Origin of the sequence: Tolypothrix sp. VBCCA 56010 (assembly GCF_050875635.1) — a bacterium.
In the GTDB taxonomy this organism is placed as follows: Bacteria; Cyanobacteriota; Cyanobacteriia; order Cyanobacteriales; family Nostocaceae; genus Hassallia.
Map to the genome: position 1 here is coordinate 1 of NZ_JBPAOH010000221.1, position 8,889 is coordinate 8,889.

At 40.3% G+C, this 8,889-nt stretch carries 9 protein-coding genes; 4 read left to right on the forward strand and 5 right to left on the reverse strand.

Annotated features, from left to right (window positions below; genetic code table 11):
- Window positions 1-127 precede the first annotated feature (127 nt).
- From AABK37_RS38240 to AABK37_RS38250, 3 genes are all read left to right on the forward strand, one after another.
- Window positions 128-559, forward strand: coding sequence for a hypothetical protein (locus tag AABK37_RS38240; protein ID WP_432556635.1), 432 nt, complete (start codon window positions 128-130; stop codon window positions 557-559).
- Window positions 560-625: 66 nt separating this feature from the next.
- Window positions 626-1,201 carry a hypothetical protein gene (locus AABK37_RS38245; RefSeq protein ID WP_432556636.1) on the forward strand — a complete coding sequence of 192 codons (576 nt, stop codon included), beginning with the start codon at window positions 626-628 and terminating at the stop codon, window positions 1,199-1,201.
- Window positions 1,198-2,646, forward strand: coding sequence for a hypothetical protein (locus tag AABK37_RS38250; protein WP_432556637.1), 1,449 nt, complete (start codon window positions 1,198-1,200; stop codon window positions 2,644-2,646). Before AABK37_RS38245 ends, AABK37_RS38250 begins: the two co-directional genes overlap by 4 nt.
- A gap of 234 nt (window positions 2,647-2,880) precedes the next feature.
- On the opposite strand, the gene AABK37_RS38255 is transcribed toward AABK37_RS38250, so the two are convergent.
- Both AABK37_RS38255 and AABK37_RS38260 read right to left on the reverse strand, forming a co-directional pair.
- Entirely contained in the window at window positions 2,881-3,717 is an 837-nt protein-coding gene (locus tag AABK37_RS38255) for an Rpn family recombination-promoting nuclease/putative transposase (RefSeq protein WP_432556638.1), read from the reverse strand.
- Between the two features lie 78 nt (window positions 3,718-3,795).
- The gene (locus AABK37_RS38260) at window positions 3,796-4,815 is read right to left on the reverse strand and encodes a tyrosine-type recombinase/integrase (protein WP_432556639.1); all 1,020 of its coding nucleotides are present in this window, start codon (window positions 4,813-4,815) and stop codon (window positions 3,796-3,798) included.
- A gap of 385 nt (window positions 4,816-5,200) precedes the next feature.
- On the opposite strand from AABK37_RS38260, the gene AABK37_RS38265 reads away from it, so the two are divergent.
- On the forward strand, window positions 5,201-6,466 hold the full coding sequence (locus tag AABK37_RS38265) for an IS701 family transposase (protein WP_432556640.1): 1,266 nt from the start codon (window positions 5,201-5,203) through the stop codon (window positions 6,464-6,466).
- Window positions 6,467-7,010: 544 nt separating this feature from the next.
- Here AABK37_RS38265 and AABK37_RS38270 read toward each other — a convergent pair.
- From AABK37_RS38270 to AABK37_RS38280, 3 genes are all read right to left on the reverse strand, one after another.
- Window positions 7,011-7,289: a hypothetical protein gene (locus AABK37_RS38270; protein WP_432556641.1), complete on the reverse strand. Its 279-nt coding sequence runs from the start codon at window positions 7,287-7,289 to the stop codon at window positions 7,011-7,013.
- Window positions 7,276-7,926 carry a ParA family partition ATPase gene (gene parA, locus AABK37_RS38275; protein ID WP_432556642.1) on the reverse strand — a complete coding sequence of 217 codons (651 nt, stop codon included), beginning with the start codon at window positions 7,924-7,926 and terminating at the stop codon, window positions 7,276-7,278. The genes AABK37_RS38270 and parA overlap by 14 nt, the downstream gene beginning before the upstream one ends.
- 304 nt (window positions 7,927-8,230) lie before the next feature.
- On the reverse strand, window positions 8,231-8,629 hold the full coding sequence (locus AABK37_RS38280; protein WP_432556643.1) for a hypothetical protein: 399 nt from the start codon (window positions 8,627-8,629) through the stop codon (window positions 8,231-8,233).
- Window positions 8,630-8,889: the final 260 nt, after the last annotated feature.

The following is an 8,889-nucleotide window of genomic DNA, read 5'->3' on the forward strand; positions in this document are numbered from 1 at the left end:
AGATTACCGGAAAGCTACGTGATACGGAAACGGTCATGCGTAGTTTGGAGGGGGGTGGTTGGAAAAGTGCCAATATTGGTAACTCGCTGGCTGCCTACCCTACCGCACGCACGGTTCTAACAGAGAGGTGCGCGGGATAATACCCGCCATCGACTCTACCAAGTCTGGTTCTAAAGGTGCGATCGCAATTGATAAAGCCGCTAGTGACGTAACTTTAGAGAACACCCGTTATAACAACCTGATTGAAGAGTACAAAGCTAGTTTATTCACCAAGCTTGAAGCCGAGAACCAACGTCACGATGATGCGCTGGATGTCATCGAGTTACAGGCTTGGATAGATACTCAAATGGCTACAGTTAACGCCAAAGCTAGCCTTGAATCTATCTCTAACAAGCCATTTTTAGCGCAAATTAAAGCAGACGCGGATTATGAGGATAAAAAGATTAAACACTTGCTAGAGAATGGCTCAGACAGCGATTTAAGCCTGATTCCCAAAAAACATTACTCAACAAACCCAGTAATTAAGTTTTGGAACAATATTAGAGATATTTTCAGTTAATTAAAACACCTCCAGACATAATTGTAACTGGAGGTAAAAATAAAAACACATTCTGGTATTTCTATTATGTCCGAATTTGAATTAGGAGAGGATACCACAATTTCATCAAACTACCCCATTGAAGAAGATACTGCATTTACTCCCGATGAAATCTCAGCTATCAAAGCTTACAAGGATAATCTCAACCGAAAACTGAGTAAGAATCGAAGTATCTTAAAGGGATTAGAGACAAGTTTTTGGGGAATTACCTCCTACAGTTTAGCCCGATTTTTAATTATTACCAGTGGAACACAAGGAATAGGACTAGCAATAGCATCAATCCTGCTAATCAATCAAATAACCAATAGAGAAGTATTTGATGAGATAAATATTAATCGTAAAGACGGACAATGGTCAGCTGATAATATGGGCAAACTTATCAAATTTGGATTCTCAACCTTAGTAACTGCATTTGTGATATGGAGTGCCTTGGGTAGTTTTTTGAACATTGTTAACTCATCAAAACAAACCTACAACCAATTGCAGGATACAGTTACGGCTTTCAATAAGCTACCTGAAGACAAGCAAAATGGATTTATTGTTGTAGGTGGTTTACTCGTCTTAGCTGGTATCTACACGATTATTGATTCAAAAAGAAGATGAACGCTTACTCAGGGTTAACAGTTATCGGTGTAGTAGTTGCTTTATCAAGTGCGATGTATTTGAGCCAGTCCAATCGACCACATGACTTAGTAGCGATTAAATTCTGCCCAAAAACTGCCAACTTACCACCTCGCTACGATGAAGAATTTAGCCAACTAAGCCAAGAAAGCTTAGATAAAAGATATTGCGATTACGAGCATAAATTGCTCAAAGAGATATGGTCACAAAAGCAATTTGAATCATCTACACCATTACCAGAATCATCATTCAGCATTCGTCACATCCCTGCTAGTAATAAGAGTGCAATTTGGTTTTTAGTTGCCCCTATAGCTTCTGGAATCGCTTATTTAAGCTGGACTAAAAAGGCAGAAATAGACGAACTATCAGCACACTACGAGTTAGAAGCATACAAAACTTGTATTAAATTAACCACAGCTTCGAGTCAAAATGAGAGAGAATTTAAGACGCTTCAAACTAATCAAACATGGGATAAACAAAAAGTAAAGCATGGTTTTATATCCATTGAAGCGATGCAAGATAAGTTAAAGCGCTCCTCTCTTATACAGGATAAAACCCACACATCTACTCTCAAACAGTTTGATTTGGCTGATTCCGATATGGATAAAAAGATTGCTGAAAACTTGCGAGATAAACACAAGGCTTTATCAGATACCCAAAAGATACTAGGTAAAAAGTCTGATAATGATTCAGAAACATTAAGTAACCCAGAATCTCATATCCAAGAAAGGGTCAATCAACTCATAGAAGCCTTAAAACAATGGGAGGATGGTTGGCTATACACAATTATCAAAAATAACAAACCTTTGTGGTTAATTGGTTCCCAAGGTAGCGGTAAAACCAACACAGCAGGGTGTATAGCAATCATCCGTAAATATTGCTTTGATGCTCCAATTTACCAACTAATCGACCGTCATGCTACTGGTGAAAACTGGAAAGTGTGGCAATTATTAGATACACAAATTAAAGCAGAATCGGAATCGGAAATAGGACAAGCTTTAGAAGATGCTTGTGAGCGTTGGTTAGCGAGAATTAAAGAAGTACCCAAACAAAAGCAACAGCTAGTTATTGACGAATTTACCAATCTTAAAAAAATAGCATATTGTAAAGAAGCGGCTATGAAATTTTTCTCAATGCACCTGACAGATACAAGAAAAGCGAAAGAATATTTTATTGGCATCAATCATTATTTTACCAATGAAAGCACCGTAGAAGGCACATTTGAAGCACGCAAGGCTGGCACGATTCAAATTAAAAAGTTTTCTGCAAATGGGGAAACACCATTATCAAGAGTACAAATTGTACATGGTTTGGTGGATAGCAATGGGAATGAATTAGAAGAAGTTGAGGTGACGCTCCCTAGTTGGTTTGAGGCAGTAAAAATTTACAACCATTTCAACGGTAGCAAGCTCGATTTTGAGGGATAAATAATAAACTTTCAAATATCAATGCCGCTCAAATAAACTGTCAAGTCGTGCCCTCACCCAACGTTAAAACTCCTGACTGCATATCTACCAGCAAGCGCCTAGTTTTTAACCAAGCAGCGACCAAGTAAAACAGACGGTACACCTTGTCCGACGTGAAAAACGAATACTCATATCTTGCCCATCGATTCGCACCTTCCCAGCGTAGATTTTCAAAGAGAGCAAACTCAATATTAATTACGAGTCGGCAAGCTGTGCCTGTAATGAAAGCACCTGTTCCACCGATAACCCCGTGACTCGTGCAATCGCTTCAATAGCCATGCCTTCCCGCAGTAAATTCACCGCTACCCGTTCGATGGCTCTTTGTTCCCAACTGGTGACGATTTCCATAACTTCCTCCCGCTCATCCAATCCCATTGTATCGACTGCCGCTTTAAAGGCTTGTTCTTCTGCTGCATCTAGCTTCAAATACGTATCAACAAACCCCGAAATCAACTGCATCCGCGCCGGATCTAATTTCAACGTAGTTAACAACCGCAAACATTCTGCTTTAACATGCGGGCGTTCGCTTGTGGGGATATTCATTTTCGCCATTAATGCCGCCGCTACAGGATTTTTCTGCTGTAAAAAATCTCGCCAACTTAAGCGATTTAATTGAATTGCGGCAAACTGGAATTCCAACACATTTAAATCGGGAAACGTAACGCGATGAATTTGAGGTTCTGGACGTAGTGGTTCATCAAACGAAAACACAACAACTGGATAAATAGCTAAATCGTACTTTTCGTACAACCGCGCAAAATACTTAAACATTCGCTTCGCAAATGCCGACTCAGTATAAGACTGATTTTCAACGTGAATTAAAAAGCAAGTTTCTTGCTGTTGGTAACGCACCTGTGCCAGCAAATCGATTTCTTTCTTCTCGCCATAAGTGACATCATTAAATACTTCCTGGGGCAAAAACTGAATATAATCCCTATCGATTTGACTTACCACTTGCGGTAAAAATAAATCGAGAAACTCCACAAAAAATGTAGATATTAATTCCTTAAACAAACGGTCGTGGTCAATCATACCCTTACCCTGGTGGCAGGCTGTACCTGCATCCCCAAAAAATCTAGCATTATAATAGCGACTATCTTTGATTTTTAATTAACTATCCTTTTTCAACATACCAGTCAACAAATCAGACATTTCGCGCACATCCCGATTCCTATTATCATCATAAATCATCAACGTCCTGGGGTCAGCGTGCCGACTTAACTTCTGCACCTTCCTAATATTCCCATCCGTCGCATCCAACGCCGCCGTAATCGCACTATGCCTAACCCTATGCGGTGACATCGGCTTTTTCACACCCGCCGCCTTAAACGCCCGTGCCACTATTTTATGTATAGCATCCCCCGTCAACCTATGCCCAGAGTTATGGAAATCCAACGCCGTAAAAATTGGTAAATTCTCATTATAATCCCCCCTCGCCATCAACCAAATAGCAATAGAATTAGCCACATCCTTAGACATATCAATATACTCTTCATTCGTCCCCTGACCCTTCCCCAAAATCCTTAACTTCCGCCCATAAAAATCAAAATCACTCACATTTAACTGACACACCTCATTCCTTCTTAAAGCCAAACCCCACAGCACCAGAAAAATTGCATAATTGCGCTTACCAATCAAAGTTTCCCTATCAAATTGCCCAATTACAAGAGCAATTGTTTTACTATCAACACCCCTAGTATCCCGGTAAGCTTTTACTTTCTCAGACTCCACATCTTCCAGGGAATAGTTACAAACTCCCAACTTTCTACCCATTTTAGAGAGCGATTTAATAGCAGCCAAACGCCGATTAACAGTAGCTTCCCGCACCCCACTTTGAATTAACAGCGCCTTATATTTCAACACCACATGCACAGCCTGCTCCCGCGTCAGGTGTAAAAACTCCAACACACTATCCCGGTTCGGTAACACAGAAGTCATCTTCAAAAAAAAGTCTTTTATATCTTTCTCATAAGCCCTTCTAGTATTCGGATTTCGCTTATCCGCCAAAAGTTGAGCCAACACATCTGGATCTGAGTGTAGCGGCTGGGAAAAATACCTGACAACCGGCGCATCCAAACAAGCCTCCAACGAGAGCTTGACAATTTCACCCGATTGTGATTCATTTTGCATAATACCAGACGCAGACGTTCGCGATAATGTACGTTTCCACTAACGCATATCACTCTTCGTACACTCATAACCACAAAAGTTATATTTAATAATCCACTTCTAACGGGGTGCGGAATTCATCTGGTGTTTGATATCAATCGGGACTATGTGAAATTGCTGCTTTTGTCGGTTCGCAGACTAATTGAAAAATTCTCAACGGAATAATCAGGTTTCTGGCTTGTGTTGTCGCAGACTAGTTGAAAATTTGTCGTTTCGTCAAGTGAAAAATCCCCAAGCTTATTCGCGGACAAGCTTGAAATTTTCTAACGGGACTTAAACAAAAAAGCAAATGAAAATAGGGTATAATGCATTATCAGCATAGCTTTCACATCGAAGTAACTCCCAAATGAAAGAGACAACCCCCGCAGCCATGCCACCGTGCTTTGAAAAATGGTGTAAAAGGTTTGATGACGTGTTTACTCATAAAGCTCAAAAAAGAGAGTTTAGGCATTATTTAGGGGGATTATTGGGAGAAAGTGAGAGAAAAAACATCTTTCAAATGGCAGAGAACGCGGTAGGGGTAACTTACCATCGTTTACACCACTTTTTAACCGAAGCGCCTTGGTCTAGTTCCCTGGTGAACGAACACCGCTTGGAGATTATGAACAAATGTAGTCAAACCAGAATCAGCAGAGGTTTTAGTTTAATCATTGATGATTCTGGTCATAGAAAAAGTGGTAATTTTACGGATGGAGTGGGTAGACAGTATATTGGAGAAATTGGCAAAACAGATAATGGAATAGTAGTAGTAACAACGCATTTATATGATGGACGAAAAAGCTTACCATTAGATATAGAGTTATATCAGCACGCCAGTTCTTTATCTGAAGGGAAACAAGACCGAGAATTTGAGAAAAAAACTGAACTAGCGATCAAGTTAATAGATAGAACTCTAGAGAGAAAATATCAACCGGGGATAGTAATTGTAGATGCTGGATATGGCAACAATACATCCTTCTTATTAGAGCTAGAGAAGCGTGAATTGAAGTATTTAGGAGGATTAGCTAAAAATCGAAAAGTAATTGTTACTCTTCAAGATGAAATTCAACAGACAATTAGGCTGGATAAACTAGCACAGAGTTTACCCAAAGAGGCTTTTACAGAAATTCAACTAAACTTAGACAAGCCAAGAACGGTATGGGTAGTAACTAGAGAAATAGAAATATCACAACTGAAGGTAAGGCGAAATATTGCCATCGTCATGAACGCTAAGACTTTCTCTGATGCCACTGATATTGACTATTTTATCACTAATGTTGACTCATCAATTGTCACACCCCAATGGATAGTTGATACTTATGGAGTAAGAAATTGGGTAGAAGTTTTTTATAGAGAAGCCAAAGGTTGGTTAGGGCTAAAAGAATATCAAGTCCGAGATAAAAGGAGTTTACTTCGACATTTTATATTGGTTTTTTGTGCCTATACTTTTATTCTTTGGCATCAGATGACAGGAGGCTTGAGACGCAGGTGGGCAAACAAACCTTTGAACACCTTTACTGAAGCTTTGGAAGCATTTAGAACGGCTATGTCTTATCGATTCTTCGATTGGTTGACCTTCAACCGTGACGTGTTTACTGCTTATAAAGCCAGTTTAGGCTTTATTTGGGCTTAATTTTTGTCTAAGTCCCGCTAACAATTTTGGGATAAAAGGCGCGAAATTCATACTGGATTGGGCTTTGGTGTAATACTCCTGATGGAGGTGCGATCGCCGTTTACTACGAAAAAATGAGGGTTTCACAAACATAATTTTCAAGCTTGTCCGCGAATATTTTCACGCCCGTCTGCGACAATTTTCACGCCCGTCTGCGAACCGACAGCTGCACTTGTTTCAGTATTGATATCAAACGGTGTTACGGAGTGTGTAGAAAAGCGTATAGAATGCCGTCTATACTCATGTGGGGAAATCCTCACTCATGGTGTTAACTCGTGCTAATAAAACCCAACTGGGAGAATGTTTACGCCAAAGGAGTGTCCAAATTGTTGCTATGAGTGAACAAGTGCTAGATCATTGTCTTCTCTGTGGGCTTCTTCATTTTGACGAAGCAGTTATGAGTGCTTGACTGTTCATGACCATAACACCATCCAAAAAACAAATGTAATTATGTCAATTTGTAAGTTTGTATTTAAGTTTAAATGTAATTATGTAATAAATTACATTAACCCTGCAACTCCTTTTCAACCAGGGCAATCATATATTCTTTGATGGTCATTCCTTTTTTGGTAGCGCGGATTTTAATCTCCTGGTGCTGAGTTTCTGTAACCTCAAAGGTAATTCGCTTCCGAATGGTATTGCTGGGTTCCTCCTGAACGGTATTGCTAGGCGCATCGTTACCATTGCGACTTTCAACCCATGCTGCTGCGGCTTCTTCTGGAACAGGGGTTGTCTGAACTCCTGGCTTTAAGCTTAGTTTTTGTGATTTTTTAGTTTCTGCCACGAACCGTTTCCTCCGAAGCTGCTAATATTTCTGACACAACTGCCCGCACTTCATCGCTTGCAGCACTTTTCGGGGATGTTTCTAAAACAGTACTCCCAATATTCAAACACTCGGCAAATGCTACCCTTTGACTTATCTGTGCTTTCAGCACCGGGAAGGGATATTCCCCTAAAACTTCGGTCACTTCTCGCCCTATAGCAGTGTTCACTATCTTTCTGTTAATCAAAAATGCTGCTGTTAGTTCTGGCTTATATATAGTGGCTTCTTGTACCAGTTCCACCACCTCATGCACCGCCCACACATCCAGGGGAGAAGGTTGCACGGGAACTAACACAAAATCCACTGCCATAATTGCCGATCGCGTCAAGTCAGAAACCCTCGGCGCACCATCGATAAAAACGTAATCGTACCCCTGCGCCAACTTGGGCAATTCTTTGTGCAGTATGGGACGATCCAAACCAATTACGCTAAATGGGGAATCCCCATCTCGTGCCGCCGCCCAGTCCCGGGTTGAGCCTTGGGGGTCAGTGTCTACTAGTAATACTCGATACCCTTTTAACCAAAAAGCATGAGCCAGATGGATGGATACCGTTGTCTTGCCACTGCCCCCTTTCTGGTTCAAAATGGCAATTTTCATATATGTGATGAGTGTAATTATGTAACTATTTACATTATTACAAAGCTTAAATACTTGCAAGAGCTAGATTGATAAGGATATACAAATTTACACTCATTACATAAATACAATTTTACAGATGTAATTAATTACAATATTACATTAGTTGCTTAGTTATAAGCCTTGGAAATGTCTACGTGTTATGAAATACTATGTTGTGTATATTGCTTTATTGCTCGCTATCCTATCCGTAGAATGATCCGCGTAGCGGATCGCATCTTATAATTACGGCAGGGGGTATAGCTGACGACGCTTCCCTCGTGAGTTAGACTGGCTGCTGACGGTACTGTCGCCAGATATTATTCAAATCATCCCTCATCGACTTCCAAAGCCATGAAGGAAGAAGAGGCGCATTAGCTCTAGCCAAATGATACTCAAACATAATCTTCATAGCATCGGAGTCATGAATATCCTGTCCGAGTAAAAGCTGCCCCGCAGTTTTCTCAATCTTCTCGGCAGCGCTACTGAATTTATAGTATGAATTCATAGAACGCAGCAACCCCAACGAAAACACTAACATCAAAGCTAACACTACAATATTTAACAGCATCGACAGATTGCTAACATTGTCAGTGGCTTTAATACCTACAAACAGTACACTAATCCAAATTAAGAAAAAAACAAGATTACCAACAAGATAGTAATCTCCCATGCGCTTCGCCAAATGCTTGCTCCACCAGGCTGATTCTTGAATATTCTCTAATGCCCGCTTGGTTCCAATGTCTTCTTGACTGGCAAAATAAGTGTCCTCAAAGATGAACTTCTCTATATTTTTGGGACAATTAATGATAATGTCAGATATCTCCGCATTGGATATAGACCAATACGGTTCAGTTAAGCCTCAAAGCGTTATAAACTAGGTGTTGTTTCCGAAAATGGAAATCAAGTAAGGTGCATCTCAAAGAATTCTGCTTGGTGTCTCCC